The organism is Flavobacterium piscisymbiosum (assembly GCF_020905295.1).
Classification (GTDB): Bacteria; Bacteroidota; Bacteroidia; order Flavobacteriales; family Flavobacteriaceae; genus Flavobacterium; species Flavobacterium piscisymbiosum.
In genome coordinates this window covers 2352814-2368358 of the sequence record NZ_JAJJMM010000001.1, presented here as the reverse complement: position 1 = coordinate 2368358, position 15545 = coordinate 2352814, and the positions used below count along the sequence as shown (strand labels likewise).

Annotated in this window: 11 protein-coding genes; 9 read left to right on the top strand and 2 right to left on the bottom strand. The window is 34.5% G+C overall.

What is annotated here, in order from left to right; genetic code table 11:
- Positions 1–65 precede the first annotated feature (65 nt).
- Complete coding sequence (locus LNP81_RS10505) at positions 66–1811, top strand: ABC transporter ATP-binding protein (RefSeq protein WP_230035629.1); 1746 nt, start codon at positions 66–68, stop codon at positions 1809–1811.
- 314 nt (positions 1812–2125) lie between these two features.
- Here the strand turns inward: LNP81_RS10505 and alaS are convergent, their stop codons facing one another.
- Entirely contained in the window at positions 2126–4870 is a 2745-nt protein-coding gene (gene alaS, locus LNP81_RS10500; protein WP_230035627.1) for an alanine--tRNA ligase, read from the bottom strand.
- 262 nt (positions 4871–5132) lie between these two features.
- Here alaS and LNP81_RS10495 point away from each other — a divergent pair, with 262 nt between their 5' ends.
- The 8 genes from LNP81_RS10495 (at position 5133) to LNP81_RS10460 (ending at position 12640) form a co-directional block, all read left to right on the top strand.
- Positions 5133–6110, top strand: coding sequence for a peptidoglycan DD-metalloendopeptidase family protein (locus LNP81_RS10495; RefSeq protein WP_230035624.1), 978 nt, complete (start codon positions 5133–5135; stop codon positions 6108–6110).
- 49 nt (positions 6111–6159) lie between these two features.
- Positions 6160–6492: a MerR family transcriptional regulator gene (locus tag LNP81_RS10490; RefSeq protein WP_055094707.1), complete on the top strand. Its 333-nt coding sequence runs from the start codon at positions 6160–6162 to the stop codon at positions 6490–6492.
- 34 nt (positions 6493–6526) lie between these two features.
- Positions 6527–7114, top strand: a complete 588-nt coding sequence (locus LNP81_RS10485; RefSeq protein ID WP_230035623.1) for a LemA family protein — start codon at positions 6527–6529, stop codon at positions 7112–7114.
- A 71-nt stretch (positions 7115–7185) separates the two neighbouring features.
- Positions 7186–7623 (top strand): TPM domain-containing protein, encoded by a 438-nt coding sequence (locus LNP81_RS10480; RefSeq protein ID WP_230035621.1) that lies wholly within the window; start codon positions 7186–7188, stop codon positions 7621–7623.
- 3 nt (positions 7624–7626) lie between these two features.
- A complete protein-coding gene (locus LNP81_RS10475; RefSeq protein ID WP_230035619.1) occupies positions 7627–8448 on the top strand; it encodes a TPM domain-containing protein in 822 nt (273 codons plus the stop codon).
- 74 nt (positions 8449–8522) lie between these two features.
- Positions 8523–8936: an RrF2 family transcriptional regulator gene (locus LNP81_RS10470; protein ID WP_041517419.1), complete on the top strand. Its 414-nt coding sequence runs from the start codon at positions 8523–8525 to the stop codon at positions 8934–8936.
- A gap of 251 nt (positions 8937–9187) precedes the next feature.
- Positions 9188–11734, top strand: a complete 2547-nt coding sequence (locus LNP81_RS10465; protein ID WP_230035617.1) for a TonB-dependent receptor — start codon at positions 9188–9190, stop codon at positions 11732–11734.
- Between the two features lie 162 nt (positions 11735–11896).
- Positions 11897–12640, top strand: a complete 744-nt coding sequence (locus LNP81_RS10460; RefSeq protein WP_230035615.1) for a DUF2490 domain-containing protein — start codon at positions 11897–11899, stop codon at positions 12638–12640.
- A 77-nt stretch (positions 12641–12717) separates the two neighbouring features.
- On the opposite strand, the gene LNP81_RS10455 is transcribed toward LNP81_RS10460, so the two are convergent.
- On the bottom strand, positions 12718–15480 hold the full coding sequence (locus LNP81_RS10455; RefSeq protein ID WP_230035613.1) for an outer membrane beta-barrel protein: 2763 nt from the start codon (positions 15478–15480) through the stop codon (positions 12718–12720).
- Between the last annotated feature and the right edge of the window lie 65 nt (positions 15481–15545).

Below are 15545 nucleotides of genomic sequence, written 5' to 3'. Positions count from 1 at the left end.
TCAACTTCACAAACTCAAACTATTCACTACTTTTGCATCTTCTGTTTTTTTAACATTCTCTCTATATGAAATTATTATATTCTTATATAATCAAGCACAAAATGCTTTTGCTTTTTGCTTTGATTATGGCCTCTATAAACATCTGTTTCAGCTTATCAGACTCTATTATTACCGGTAAATTAATGCAGGATTGCGGAGTTGGTTTGCATAAATACGAAGGAAATGAAATTGGTTTTTTAAAGTCTTTATCCTTCTGGCTCGGACTTTCGCTTGGTGCTGCAATGATATCCAGAATCACCAAAAACTTTCAGGATTACTTTACCAACGTCGTGATTCAAAGAACCGGAGCACAAATGTATACTGATGGTATCAAAAAATCTCTTGATTTGCCGTATGCCGAATTTGAAGATCAGCGAAGCGGTGAAACTTTAAGCAAATTGACGAAAGTTAGATCTGATTCTGAAAAATTAATTACGCTTTCGATCTCTTTGATTTTTCAAACCATTATCGGGTTCATCTTTGTTATTGTTTACGTTGCCCGAATTGATTATCGCATTTCTCTTATCTTTTTGGTTACTGCTCCTATTATTGCTTTAATTAGTTCTTATTTAGGTAAAAAGATTAAAATTGTTTCCCGAAAAATTGTCAACCAAACGAATGCACTTGCAGGTTCTACAACCGAGAGTTTGAGAAACATCGAACTAGTAAAAAGTCTTGGATTAACGTATCAGGAAGAAAAACGTTTGAATTTAAATACATTTAAAATCCTTCAACTTGAATTGGAGAAAATTCGTTTTATCAGAAGTTTGAGTTTTATTCAGGGAACAACAGTTCACTTTTTAAGAACTTGTGTTGTTTTTACTTTATATTATTTCTTGTTTGGAAATAAAATTATTGTAGGCGATCTATTAACGATGGTTTTCTTTACTTTCTTCATCTTTGGACCGTTACAAGAGTTAGGGAATTTCATTATTGCTTTGAATGAAACCAAAGTATCAATGGAAAACTTCAAAACTTTATTAAGTGCTCCAAAAGAATTCCGTCCTAAAAGTCCCAAACATGTTGGAGCGATTCAGTCTTTGCTTTTCGAAAATGTAAGTTTTCAGCATAAAACTGCCAAATTTAAAGCAGTTGAAAATATTAATTTCGACATCAAACAAGGAGAAACTGTTGCTTTTGTTGGCCCATCAGGATCCGGAAAAACAACTTTGGTAAAATTATTAGTGGGACTATATACGCCAGCCGAAGGTCAGGTACTGTACAACGATATTGATTCGACCGAAATTGATTTACTCGATCTAAGAAAACAATTAGGATTCGTAACGCAGGACGCGCAATTATTCTCGGGAACGATTCGTGAAAATTTATTGTTCGTAAGACCAAATGCAACCGATGAAGATTTGTACGATGCATTGAAGCGTGCCAGCTGCGAAAAACTCCTTCAACGTGCTGAAGATGGTCTAAACACTACAATTGGTGAAGGCGGAATTAAAGTTTCCGGTGGTGAAAAACAACGTTTGTCTATTGCCCGTGCTATCTTAAGAAATCCAAATTTATTGATTTTTGATGAAGCTACATCTGCTTTAGATTCGATTACCGAAGAAGAAATTAATGCTACAATTAGAAATATATCCGACCAAAACAGAATCACGGTTTTAATCGCCCACAGATTATCTACTGTAATGCATGCTGATAAAATATTTGTTCTTGAACAAGGTAAAATTATTGAATCCGGTAAACATGAGGATTTGATTGTGGAGAAAGGGTTGTATTACGCTATGTGGCGTCAGCAAATTGGAGAAAGGAAGTAATTTTTTAAGTTGCTGAGATGCTAAGGCTCTAAGGCACTAAGTTTTTTTTTTTTTAAAATAGTTCGTTAAACGTACTATTTGTCATTTCGACGAAGGAGAAATCTCCGCAAGTAACTCCGCAACGAGAATCAAATCTTTGTCGAGCTTCTTGCGGAGATTTCTCCTTCGTCGAAATGACATAAAAATGAGAAAAATTATAATACTATGAACACAAAACCCGAAAGTTTTTTAAAAAACTTTCGGGTTTATTTTTTCTAAATACTATAAAAAACTTAGAACCTTAGTCCCTTAGAATCTTAGCAACTTTAAAAACCTTATTTCACAAAATCAATTGCGTGAGCTAAAGCTTCCTTAACTCCAGCAGCATTTTTACCTTTTCCAGATGCGAAGAAAGGCTGTCCTCCTCCATTTCCTTCAATATATTTTCCTAATTCTTTGATCACTGCATTTGCATTTAAGCTTTTTGACGCAACCAATTCTTTAGCGATATAACAGTGAATATTTGGCAAACCATCTTCTACAGAAGCTAAAAATACAAATGAATTTTCTTTTGAACTTCCTAAAGCGGAAGCTAGGTCTTTCGTAGAAGCCATGCTTAAATCTACTTGTTTTGCAAGGAAATTTACTCCGTTTACTTCTTGGAAATCTTTCTCTAATTCAGATTTTAAAGCACCTACTTTTTCTTTTAGTAATTGCTCTACTTGTTTTTTCAGTTTCGCATTATCATCCTGTAAAGAAGCCACTGATTTTAAAATATCCTGTGGATTTTTTAAGGTCTCTTTTATTTCAGCTAAAGTATTCTCCTGATTTTGATAGAAGTCTTTTACTGCATCACCTGTAATCGCTTCAATACGACGAATTCCAGCCGCTACTGCACCTTCAGAAATGATTTTGAAATGCCAGATTTCTGCTGTGTTTTTCACGTGAATTCCACCGCAAAGTTCTTTACTATCACCAAATTCAATCATACGAACATTATCTCCGTATTTCTCTCCAAATAAAGCCATTGCACCTTTATCTAATGCTTCTTTTATTGGAATATTTCTGTGTTCTGTTAATTGCAATTGTGCTTCAATTTGCGCATTTACACTTGCTTCAACCTGACGTAATTCTTCATCAGAAACTTTAGAAAAATGAGAAAAGTCAAAACGTAAATAGTTTGGATTCACTAATGAACCTTTTTGCTCTACGTGAGTTCCCAAAAGGTTTCTCAAAGCCAAATGCATTAAATGCGTAGCCGAGTGATTTTTAGAAGTTGAACTTCTTAAATCGGTATTAACTTTGGCAGTACCTAAGTTTAAAGGATTCTTTGGTAACGATTTTGTAATATGAATTATTAAATTATTTTCCTTTTTTGTATCTAATATTTCTATAATATCATTGTTTTCACTTTCGAATGAACCAAAGTCTAATATTCCTTTATCTCCAACTTGCCCACCACCTTCTGGATAAAAAGGTGTTTTGTCTAAAACTAATTGATATAAAACTCCATCTTTTTTTGAATCAATTTTTCGATATTGAAGAATAGAAACAGGCTTTTCTTCAGTTTTATCATAACCTACAAATTCTGTTGAAACTCCATTGACTCCGTAATCCATTATTTTAACCCAATCATCAGCCGAAACTTCAGAAGCTGCACGAGAACGCGCTTTTTGTTCTTCCATCAATCGATCATATTCATCAACATTAACGGTTAAACCATTATTCTTTGCCATTAAGACAGTTAAATCTAATGGAAATCCATAGGTATCTTTAAGTTCGAACGCAAAAAAACCTGGAAAAACACCTTGCTCCTTATCTGAATTAGATAATTCAATACCTGCTAACCTTTTAAATTTCCCACTATCACCCTCATTTACTAATTGTGAATATAGATCGAAATATTTTATACCATTCTCTATGGTAAGGAAAAACATTGTTTCTTCTTGACGAATAACATTAATAACAAAATCTTTCTGTTTTATAATTTCTGGAAAAAAATCCCCCATTTGATTTGCCAAAACCTCAACCAATTTATTAACAAATGGTTCTTTAGCATTTAAGAATTTATATCCATAATAAACTGCTCTCCTCAAGATTCTACGAATAACATACCCCGCACCACCACTTGACGGAACTTGTCCGTCGGCAATTGCAAAAGCAACCGCACGAACGTGATCTACTACTACACGAATCGCAATGTTGGTTTTATTTTGTTCTTCTGACTCTTCGACTCCGCTCAGAGCGACATCATTTGGTGTATATTTTAAACCTGTAATTTGTTCTACTTTCTCGATAAGCGGCGTAAAAACATCAGTATCATAATTGGATGTTTTTCCTTGCAATGCCATACACAAACGCTCAAATCCCATTCCGGTATCTACGTGTTGTGCAGGAAGTTTTTCAAGAGAACCATCAGCTTTACGGTTGAATTCCATGAATACATTATTCCAGATTTCTACCACTTGCGGGTGATCATTATTTACGAGACTTTTTCCTGAAACCAAAGCTTTTTCAGCTTCCGGACGTAAATCAACGTGAATTTCAGAACAAGGTCCGCATGGTCCCTGATCGCCCATTTCCCAGAAATTATCTTTTTTGTTTCCAAGAATAATTCGGTCTTCATCGATTAAAGTTTTCCAGATATCCCATGCTTCCTGATCAAACGGAACATTGTCTTCTTTACTTCCTTCAAAAACAGAAACATAAAGATTCTCTTTTGGAATTTTATATACTTCTGTCAATAATTGCCATGCCCAGTTGATTGCCTCTTTTTTGAAATAATCTCCAAAAGACCAGTTACCCAACATTTCGAACATGGTATGGTGATAGGTATCAAAACCTACATCTTCAAGATCGTTATGTTTTCCTGAAACACGAAGACATTTTTGCGTATCGGCTATTCTTTTACTTTTTGGTGTTCCGTTTCCTAAAAAATATTCTTTAAACTGGGCCATTCCCGAGTTATTGAACATAAGAGTTGGATCGTCCTTAAGAACGATTGGAGCAGAAGGAACGATTAAGTGTCCGTTGCTTTTAAAAAAGTCTAGAAATTGTTTACGTACGTCTTGTGATTTCATGTTATAATTAGAAATGTGATAATTTGATAATGTGTCAATTAGATAATTTACTTCATCTGAAAATATGTTAATGTTGTTTTTTAATTAGAAATTTACCATTCAAAACAATAAATTTCACCTTAAAAACATTATCTAATTATCAAATTGACACATTATCTAATTCTATTTTATTCTTAAAAAAAAGCTTCGAACAACTGAAACATTTATTAAATTTGTTCGACTAACTTATTTTACAAGCTGCAAAAATAGGGTATTTTAAAATATGGCGAAAGTAAAATATTATTACGACTCAGAAAATCTGGCTTATACGAAAATAAAAACCAGAAAAAGAATCAAAATCGGTTATGCATTACTGTTTTTGCTGGCTTCGGCATTATTTGGTTTTTTAGTTTTTGTACTATTAATTAATACACCTTATTTCGAAACACCAAAAGATCGTTTGCAAGCACGGGAAATCGAGAATTTGAAATTGCAATATGCGATTTTAAACAAAAAAATGGATGAAATTGATGATGTAACTGAGGCATTAGAAAACAGGGACAACAATATATACAGGGTTTATTTTAATAAAACCGAAATTCCGGATTCTATCAGGAAAGCAGGTTTTAGAGATCCTAAACGTTATAAAGATTTAGAAGGTTACAACAATTCGCAACTGGTATTAAGCACCACAAAACGAATTGACAGATTATCGAAAGAATTGGCTATTCAGTCCAAATCATTAGATGAAATTTTGAAATTGGCGAGTACAAAAGGAAATCTGTTATTGGCAATTCCTGCCATTCAGCCTGTCAGAAATGAAAATTTAAAACGAATGGCTTCCGGTTTTGGTTACAGAACTGACCCTTTCACGAAAGTGCGAAAAATGCATAACGGAATGGATTTCACCGCAAATACAGGTTCGCCGGTTTATGCCACAGGCGACGGTGTTGTAGAAAGAGCCGATGCCTCTGCTTCGGGGTTTGGAAATCATGTTGTGATCAGGCATGGTTTTGGATATGAAAGTTTGTATGCGCATTTAAGCAAATACAATTGCAGAGCCGGACAACATGTCAAACGTGGAGATGTTATTGGATACGTAGGAAGTACAGGAAGATCTGAAGGGCCGCATTGTCACTATGAAGTGCATAAGGACGGAAAAGTCGTGAATCCTTTGAATTTTTATTATGGAAATATTTCGGCCGCAGAATACGTTGCAATTTCACAAATGGCCAACCAGGAAAATCAGTCATTAGATTAATCCTCGAAAAAGTAGTATTTTTGAAATTAAAATAGAAAATTAAAAAAACATGCATATTGAGCTTTCAAAAGATAAAAGGTATTATAGCATTGGCGAAGTAGCCAAAGCCTTTAATGTCAATGCATCATTAATACGGTTTTGGGATAGCGAATTTGATATTTTAAAACCTAAAAAGAACGCTAAAGGCAATAGAATGTTTACGCCCGAAGATATTACCAACCTGCAACTGATTTATCATTTGGTTAAAGAAAGAGGTTTTACTTTAGATGGCGCCAGAACGCACCTGAAAGAGGGTCAAAAGAAAACATTAGATAAATTCGAAATAATACGTAAATTAGAGACCATAAAAACACAATTAAACGAAATCAAAAACGAATTGTAATTAAAAATAGAAATAAACTTAAATTAAAACGAATATGAAAAAATGGTTAATCCCCGTAGGAATTATAGTAGTACTGATTGCTATTATTGCTTTTTGGTCAATTGGAATTAAAAATACTGGTTTGCAAAAAAATCAAGCCGTTAATAAAGAATGGGGAAATGTGAGTACAACTTACCAAAGAAGAAATGATCTTATTGGAAATTTAGTGAACACGGTAAAAGGTGCAGCAGATTTCGAAAAATCAACTTTGACAGCTGTAATCGAAGCTCGTGCAAAAGCTACTTCGGTAACTATTGATCCAAGTAATGTAACTCCTGAACAATTGGCTCAATACAACCAGGCTCAAAGCGGAGTATCTTCATCATTATCAAGATTATTGGTTTCTGTTGAACAATATCCAACATTAAAAGCAAATGAGAATTTCCTGAAATTACAAGACGAATTGGCTAGTACAGAAAACCAAATCTTAACAGCAAGAACTCGTTTTAACGAAGCTGTACAAGATTATAATGGTTATGTTCTTGCAATTCCGAATAGCTGGTTCTTAAGCTACAAAGAAAAACCATATTTTGAAGCTGTTGCAGGAGCTGAAAAACCAGTTGAAGTAAATTTCAATAAATAATTTATTTTGACTACAAATTTTTAGAATGTAGTTAAATCTAAAATCAATAATCTAAACTCTAAAATACTCCCATGTCTAAAGTAGAAGATTTTTTATCCAAAGAAGAAGAATTAACCATTGTTGAAGCTATTCGCGTGGCTGAAAAAAATACTTCTGGCGAGATTAGAGTACATATAGAACAAACAACTTCCAAGGTTCCTTTTGACAGGGCTTTGGAAGTTTTTCATGAATTAAAAATGAATGAAACCCAACAACAAAACGGGGTTATATTTTACTTTGCCGTAGCAGATAAAACATTTGCTATTTGCGGAGACAAAGGCATAAATGATCTTGTTGCAGCAGATTTTTGGGATTGTACCAAAGATGCCATGATCAGCCAATTTAAGTCAGGAAACTTTAAACAAGGTATTGTTGATGGTATTTTGAATGCCGGCGAACAATTAAAAAAATACTTTCCTTGGTCTGAAGGTGACACTAATGAATTATCAAACGAAATCTCAAAAGGATAAATAATGAAAATTTCCAAAAACAAAATATCTTATTCAAAAGGACTTTTTCAGTTTACCTTTTTGTTCATCGCTTTTTTCACCACCAATTGTATTTTTGCACAATTTACAATTCCGGAAAAACCAACTTTGCAAACTTCAGTTTATGATTATGCAAATGTTTTAAGCGCCTCTGAAAAAACACAGCTGGAAGAAAAACTAATTCGCTACTCAGATTCTACTACGACTCAAATCGTAGTGATTACAATCGAAAGTTTAAAAGGCGAAGATGTGAGTCAGCTGGCTACAAAATGGGGACAAACCTGGGGAATTGGAGGGACGAAACAAGATGATAATGGTGTAATTATTTTATTGGCTAAAGCCGAAAGAAAAATTGCCATTAATCCCGGATACGGAGTTGAAGATCGTTTGACTGCAGGAATTGGCGGAACCATTATCAGAAATATTATTATTCCGGAATTTAAAGCCGGAAGTTTTTATAATGGGCTTGATAAAGGAACAGATGCCATAATTGATGTTTTTAAAGGAAAATTTAAAGGCGAACGCAAGCAAGCCAAAGGAAATGATTTTCCGATATTGCCATTCATTGTTATTGTTGTAATTGTATTAATTTTACTGTCACGAAATAAAGGCGGTGGAGGAAATTCAGGCAATAATAGCGGCGGAGGCCCTAGTCTGATGGATGTAATTCTTCTAAGCAGCCTTGGAAGAAGCGGCGGAGGCGGATTTGGAGGTTTCGGCGGTGGATCATCTGGCGGTGGCGGAGGCTTCGGTGGAGGTTTTGGCGGCGGCGGATTCTCTGGTGGAGGTTCTAGCGGAGGCTGGTAGAAAGGAAGTCACAGTTTGCAGTGACAGTTTTCAGTTTTAAAAATTTATAATTTACAATTAATACTTCAATATAGATGTTATCACATAAAGCAAAATACGCCCTTAAGGCCTTACTTTATTTAGCAGAACAAGACGAAAATCACATTTCAAGAACAATTGAAATTGCTGATGGCGCCAATATTCCTAAAAAGTTTTTAGAACAAATTTTATTGGATCTAAAACGAGGACGTTTTGTGAGTAGTAAGCAAGGAAAATTTGGCGGATATTATTTGATACGCTCCAAAAACGATATTACTTTGGCAGAAATTCACCGTTTATTTGACGGTGCAATTGCGCTTTTACCATGTGCTTCGTTAAACTTTTACGAACCATGCTCAGATTGTAAAACTGAGGAAGAATGCAGTCTAAGACATGGTCTGATGATTATTCGCGACGAAACTCTTAAGGCAATGCAAGGCATCACAATCGCTTCACTTGTAAAGAAATAAAAAAAATATTTCTTAATTCCTAGTAAATCTATAGAATTTACATATATTTGCAAAAAAACCAACAAACCATTTACAAAATTTTAAACCATATGAAAGTAAATTACAATCGATCAGGTGTGTCAAAAAATCTTTTGCAAAGAAACCAAAATATTCATTTCACGAATGTGAAAAACAATTCTTCTATGATGTGTATGTGCTGATAAAAAAAATTTTATTTTAAATTCTACTAATCACATATACTTAATATAAAAATGAAAAATTCTATAAAAAATATACTTACCATATTATCCTTTTTAACTTTCTCAATATCATTTGCCCAAAACATTGAAGGTGTAGTTAAAACTAGCGAAAACACACCACTTGAAGCTGTTAATGTTGTTATCAAAGGAACAACTACCAATACCACTACAGATAGCGAAGGAAGATTTACAATCGACAGCAAAGGAAAACTTCCTGTTACAATTTTAGTTCAGTATGTAGGTTACAAAACTACAGAAATAGAACTTGCTGATTTACCAACTGCTCCATTACAAGTAACACTTAGAGAAGAAAATGAACTTATAGAAGTTGTCGTTTCTTCCCGACGCAGAATAGAAAAAGTTCAGGATGTGCCAATTGCGATCTCTGTTATTACAGGTAAACAAGCAGAACAAACAGGCGCTTTTAATGTGAACCGTATTAAAGAATTGGTTCCGTCAGTACAATTGTATTCTTCTAACCCTAGAAATACCGGAATCAATATTCGTAGTCTTGGTTCTCCTTTTGGACTTACCAATGACGGAATCGATCCTGGAGTTGGTTTTTATGTAGACGGTGTTTATTATGCACGTCCGGCTGCTACAACTTTAGATTTTATCGATGTAGAACAAATCGAAGTATTACGCGGGCCACAAGGATCTTTGTTTGGAAAAAATACTACTTCGGGGGCATTTAACATCACAACGCGTAAACCAAGTTTTACTTCAGGAGCTGATTTTGAAGTGAGCTACGGAAACTATAATTTCCTGCAAGCTAAAGCCTCTGTAACAGGAGCTTTAGGAAAAAAAGTAGCAGGTCGTTTGTCTTTCTCAGGTACACAACGTGATGGTCTTATCGATAACGTTGCAACAGGAAGACCTACAAATACTTTAAACAACCAGGGAATTAGAGGTCAGTTACTTTGGACTCCAACAGTAAATACCAATATTATATTGGCAGCAGATATTACAACACAACGTCCTGACGGATATGCGCAGGTTGTTGCAGGTGTTGCGCCTACTCAAAGAGCTGCTTATCGCCAGTTTGATGCTATTATTAAAGATTTAAATTATCAATTACCAAGCTTAAATGCTTTTGATCGTAAAATTGATCATGATACACCATGGCGTTCAGGACAAGACATGGGGGGTATTTCTCTTAATATCGATACCAAAATTGGTTCAGGAACACTTACTTCGACAACAGCGTGGAGATTTTGGAACTGGGATCCATCAAATGACAGGGATTTTACAGGATTACAAGTATTGGCATTATCTCAAAACCCAACAAGACAAACTCAATTTACACAAGAAGTTCGTTACGCAGGTCAGCTTACAGAAAAAATTAGCGGTGTTGTAGGTGTATTCTTTATTGACCAAACTTCTCAAACCGATGGTACAGAAGAATCTGGGAATGCACAATGGAGATTTGCTCAAAGTACAACCAGCCCTTTATGGAAAACTCCGGGACTTTTTGAAGGATACGGAATCAAAACTGATGCCAACATAAGAGCATCAAGTGCGGCAGTTTTTGGACAAATTGACTGGGCTATTACAGATCGTCTTCACGTTTTACCAGGGTTAAGATATAACTTTGATAAAAAAGACGCTCATTATTCTCGTACAACATACGGAGGTTTACAAACTACTGATCCGGCATTATTAGCTTTGAAAAAATTAGTGTATTCTGATCAGGCATTTGATTCTAGTACTGACAACACTGACTTTTCTGGAAACATAACGTTGACTTTTAAAGCATCGGACAAAATCAATGCTTATGCTACTTATGCAAAAAGTTACAAACCGGTTGGTGTAAACGTAGCGGGACTTCCTACTGATTCAAAAGGTGATCCCTTATTAGATCTTGCCGTAATTAAACCAGAGAAAGTAAATCATTACGAAATAGGAGTTAAAACTTCACCGTTTAGAAATTCAGTATTCAATCTTGCTTTCTTTAACACAGAAATCAAAGATTTTCAAACCAACGTTCAGGCAGCTGAATTGGGTGTAAACCGTGGATATCTTGCTAATGCTGATAAAGTACGTGTAAGAGGTGCTGAATTGGATGCCAGCTTTGTTATCAGTCAAAACTTAACTATAAATGGTGCTGCAACATATACAGAAGGTACTTATGTTAAATTTACAAACGCACCGCTTCCATTAGAAGAAACAGGAGCTCCTGTAGCCTTCAAAGATGTTTCAGGAACTGATTTACCAGGTGCTTCAAGATGGGCAGGATCTCTGGGAGGTGAATATTCTAACAAAGCAAAATTCTTCGGAAATGCTGGAAAAGCTTTCATCGCATTAGATTCTTACGCTCGTTCTGAATTTTCATCTAGCCCATCGGCTTCAAAATACTTAGTCGTTCCTGGTTATGCTATTTTTAATGCCCGTATTGGTTTCCGCGCTTCGCAAGGTTTATCTGTTCAATTCTGGGGACGTAATCTTTTAAATAAAGATTACTACGAACAATTATTACCTGCAGGTGGAAACACAGGACAATATGCAGGAGTAATTGGTGATCAAAGAACTTATGGCGTAACTTTGAAATATTCACTATAACCACAGTTAGTTAGTTTAAATATATGAAACGAGACGGGTTTTTAAATCTGTCTCGTTTTTTTTATGAAATGAAATCACAAAATAGAATTTAAAACAAATTTTATTGTTCGATACATCTATTCTGATTTGTATATATTCGCAGCCTGAATTGATACAAATTGAATGAAAGTTCTCCAATTATTACTCTTTTTTATTTTTATTAGTCCTTTTTTATCGGCACAAAGTCTGAAAAAGACCGATCAGCAAACCTTAACCTGGATAAGATATTACAATATTTTGCCGATTACTGAAAAATGGGCAATACATTCTGAGATCGACAACAGAAGTTTTTTGAATCCCGTGCATGAAAATTTATTTGTTCTAAGAATTCAGGCAAGATATCGAATTCATAAAAACATAGATTTAGGTGGCGGTTTTGCTTATTTTAATGTGAACACGCAAGACCCTCACATTGATCCTGATTATTCTGTTCCTGAGTATCGCATTCAGCAAGATGCTACTTTTATTAATGAGATTGCTAAAGTTACTTTTCATAACCGTTTTCAGCTCGAAGAACGTTTTATCCAGAAAGCAAATAAAACAGCATTACAGGATGATTTTTCTTTTGCGTATCGATTTAGATACAGATTACAAGCAACATTTGATCTTTGGAAAAAGGATAAACGAAGTCTAAAAGGAACAATTTCTGATGAAATAATGTTCAATTTTGGAAAAGACAATAAAAGAAACACTTTCGATCAAAACCGAATTTATACTGCTTTGCGTTATCATTTTAATCCTAATATTGGTTTGGAATTAGGTTACCTCAAAAGTTTTCAAAGACGTTCAAGCGGAATTGATTTTTATGATCGCGATATTATCAGATTTACTGTTTATCATAGAATAAATAGGAAACCAAGGATTTAGAAAATAAAATTCCACTGCTGTGCGTCTCTACATTAAAACCTTTGAACCTCTGTCACTTTGAAACTCTGAACCTTTTTCTAATCCATTCTCTGTCTCTTCTTCCCTCCTTTTTCAGCACCGGCAAAGTTTCCTATTTTATAACTTACAGAGAACATTACATAACGTTTCAGTACGGTATTTTCTTCATCACGAATAGAGGTTGCCGAAATAGTTCTTGTAGCACTTTGATTCTGATTTAAAACATCATAAACTTTCACTTTTGCGTAGACTTTTTTATCAAAAAATCCGTAAGATAAACTGGTATTCCACAAATAGAAATCTTTTTTGAAGTTGCTCGAAATACTTGAATTGTAAGTGTATCCAAAATCATTTCCGAAAATTAAGTTGGCTGGCCAATAACTTGTCGTTTGCAAATTGATTCTGTGTACTACATTCGAACTGGCATCTCTCGAAGAGTTTTCATAATTGGTCTGATTGTATGATAAACTATACGATGGCGAGATAATAAGCAATTCTCCATATTCATAAGTCAAGTTTACTTTTGGCGTTACAGCCGTAGATTTTGCATTGTACAAAATAGCATTGGTAAAACCTTTATCGAATGAATAACTACCGTTTAACCCAAAACCATATCGTAAAACATGAGCGTCTCTTTTTATCGATTGATTCCAGTTTCCACCAATCGAAGCCATATAAGTTCCCGAAATATTTACATAAGTAGTAGTTCTTTTTCCGCTATCGTCATAAATAGAAGTCGAAACCACATCGTTATTATAATAATCTCCTTTTACATACAAACTGTAACCGGAACGCGTACGGAAATCGTAATTTCTAAAACTAAAATTAGCACTGTTTTTTTCGATGGGCTTCAAATCAGGATTTCCTGTTATGGTATTTAATGGATTGGTTAAATTTAAAACCGGCATTAATTGAACCGCTGTAGGAAGTGCATTTGAATAATCGTATTTGAATGATAAATTCTTTGAACGGCTAAACTTATACCTTACCTGAAAATCTCCGTATGGCAAAGCATATCGTTTGTTTAAATCGGTTGCATTATTAAGATATAACGAATGATTATCAAACTCTACAATGGAAGTTCTCGAATTCAAATTGACCGTATATTTACTTTTTTGCCAGGTAATTCCAATTTTGGGACTAAACGAATTTTGCTTTGAAGTCGTATAATTGCTCAAAGAATCATTTAAACTACTGTACGATTGCGATGCAGCATCAAAATCGAATGTTTTTACGTCTTTCATATCTTTGTTCCAGTCAAAATCAGACCCAAACCTTATTCTCAATGAATCTGTTACAGGCTCTGTATATTCAAGTTCAAGAGAATAATTATCAGTAGTATTTTTGTTATTACTTTTCTGATTACGATCATCATTTGGCTTAGCATCCTTATAAAAAATAGTCTGAGAAAGATTCAAAGCCTCAGCATCTGTTTTGGCATTGTTATTATCAAAAACAACACTAAAATTACGGGCCTTTTTCTTAAAAGCTTTATTGAAGTTGATCGTGTTGCCAAAAGTAGTATTGTCACTTTCTGAATATGATTTGGCTGTGCTTTCATTCAAAGCTTCGCCGTTTTCATCCTCAGAAAAACTAGAAGAAGTCGAATTACTATTCGAACGGGATTGATTGAATTTTGGTACCACAACCAATCTCGTTGTGGGATCAATTTTATATTCTAATTCAAAATTTACGTTATTTCCTGTATTTTCATTTCTTGTTTTAGAATCTGATGAAGTGGCAATATTTCCGGTTGGTAAAAAACTAACCTGATCAGATTTACTATCGTTATTATTAATTGAATTCGAAAAATTATAACTTCCCATTGCCATCAATTTTTCCGACCAGTCATCAGAATAATTAAGTCCTACTAAATTCGACTGCGTGATACCTTTACCACTTCCTGAACTGCCGCCGCCTCCACTGTTGCCTTTTGCATTTCGGCCGCCTCCCATATTATCAAATACCTCATCCATTGCAAAACCTGTAGAATTGATATTGTTGGATGAAGCTAAAACACTGATCTTTTGCTTATTGTTGAAATAATTCAATAAAAGACTGCTTTCGTAACGATCATCAGAGCCATATCCTCCAAGAATTTTCCCGAAATAACCTTTATTTTTCTTTTCGTCAATTGTGATATTTATACTCGAATAATCCGAAGTCGATTCCTGCTTCGAAAGTTCTTCTTTCTTAGTTTTAAAATCTGAAACCTGAATTTTTTTAATGATTTCTGCCGGCAGATTCTTCAACGCAATGGCACCATCTTTATCAAAAAATGTTTTTCCGTTTACCAAAACCTGATTTACTTCGCGTCCGTTTACAGTAACCTTACCATCTGTACCCACATCAAAACCAGGCAATTGTTTCAGCAAAGTTTCTACATTAGAATCTGGCCTTACTTTGTACGAAGCGGCATTAAACTCCAGAGTATCTTTTTTTATGGTAATAGGCGGAGCTTCACTTTTTATCACCACATTATCCAAAGCATTTGCAGCTTCCAATAAATACAATTTGCCAAAGTCTTTGCTTTCCAGAAGTCCTTTTTCTTCTTCAAAATAGGGTTGATAACCCATATAGTTTACCTTTAAGAAAATAGGCTTGTCGTATTTTTTGGTTTTTATGCTAAAGGATCCGTTTTTATCGGTTGTAGCATATTCGATTACAGTAGAATCTTTTACGGTTGTAAAATAAACAGTTGCCAACTCCAGCGGTAATTGCGTATTAATATCTACAACGGTTCCTTTAAGGACAATTTCATTCTGGGCACTTGCCGAATAACAAAAAAGCGAGAAAATTAGAAAATAATAAATTTTGGTCATAAAATGGTTGGTTAAAAATAGTAAGACTCGAGTAGAGTCAAAAGGTTTAATTGTAAGCTCAACAT